Origin of the sequence: Streptomyces sp. SID14436 (genome assembly GCF_010548465.1) — a bacterium.
GTDB lineage: Bacteria > Actinomycetota > Actinomycetes > Streptomycetales > Streptomycetaceae > Streptomyces.
In genome coordinates, this window is record NZ_JAAGMD010000355.1 from 1 (window position 1) to 1,205 (window position 1,205).

Consider the following 1,205-nt stretch of genomic DNA (forward strand, 5'->3'; position numbering starts at 1 on the left):
GGCGGCTGCGGCTGGGGGCCGGGGTAGCCGCGCGGCGCGGTGGCCTGCTGCGGGATGTAGGCCGCGGGCGCCTGCTGCAGCGGGGCGGGCTGCGGTGCCTGCGGGTAGCCGTAGCCGTGCTGGGACGGAGCCGCCGGGAGGGCGGGCAACGCCGAGGGAAGCGCGGGCAGATGACTGCCGGGCGCCTCGTAGGCTGCCGGGACCCGGATCGGGGCGATCTGCGGGGTGCCCCGCTCGGCCACGAGCGAGTCGTAGATCGGAGTGTCCGGGAAGGAGGCGGAGTAGTAGCCGCCGCCATAAGTGGAGCGGGGGGAGGTCATGGCACATAAGTTAAGCCCACGATGTGTTTTTGGGGAGACCGGTAAGAGGGTTCTTTTCCGTGCCCGCAGTGGCGTGGCATCACTTATGTGAGTGAACTCGCCGAAAAGGGACTTCCTGTAAGGGGACATTCTGATAAAGCCCGAGTTCCGGGCGGGTTACCGCCGGTTGACCCCCGGTCATCGCGGACGGCTCGTCGCCCCGGTGGCGCACCGGGCATAGTGGGGGCCGACGAGAACACCACGCGAGCCGGGACCGACCTGGCGTGATGACCCGTGATGGGGGCGCACATGTCCATGCCGAAGGGATCGAACACACCGGTGCCGGCCACGGCGCTGCGGGTGGAACTGGGCTGGCGCACCGGCCCGGGGGTGCCGGACGCGGACGCCTCGGCGCTCCTGCTGGTGGGCGGAAAGGTCCGCTCCGACGACGACTTCGTCTTCTACAACCAGCCGGCCCACACCTCGGGAGCCGTACGGCACGAGGGCAAACGGGACGCCGGGGGCCATGTCACCGACACCCTGCTCGTGGACCTGAGCCGCGTCGAACCCGCCATCGAGACGGTGATCCTGGCCGCCTCCAGCGACGGCGGCTCCTTCGGACGGATCCCCGACCTCTACATCGAGGTGAAGGACGCGGCCCAGGGCACCGTCGCCGCCCGCTACGACAGCGCGGGCGCGACCACCGAGACGGCGTTCGTCCTGGGCGAGTTCTACCGCCGCCAGGGCGCCTGGAAGTTCCGGGCCGTCGGCCAGGGCTACAGCAGCGGCCTCGAAGGACTCGCCACCGACTACGGCATCACCGTCGACGAGCCGCAGCAGGCCGCCCCCGCCACGCCGCCCGCCGCCCCTCCCGCCCAACCGGCCGCGGCCCGCCCGGTGACGCCG

The 1,205-nt window shown here is 71.6% G+C and carries 2 protein-coding genes; one reads left to right on the top strand and one right to left on the bottom strand.

What is annotated here, in order from left to right:
* Nucleotides 1–320: DUF6643 family protein (locus G3I53_RS12590; RefSeq protein WP_164438345.1), on the bottom strand; the 320-nt coding region annotated here is incomplete at its 3' end.
* A 294-nt stretch (nt 321–614) separates the two neighbouring features.
* Here G3I53_RS12590 and G3I53_RS12595 point away from each other — a divergent pair.
* Nucleotides 615–1,205: TerD family protein (locus G3I53_RS12595; RefSeq protein WP_203617013.1), on the top strand; the 591-nt coding region annotated here is incomplete at its 3' end.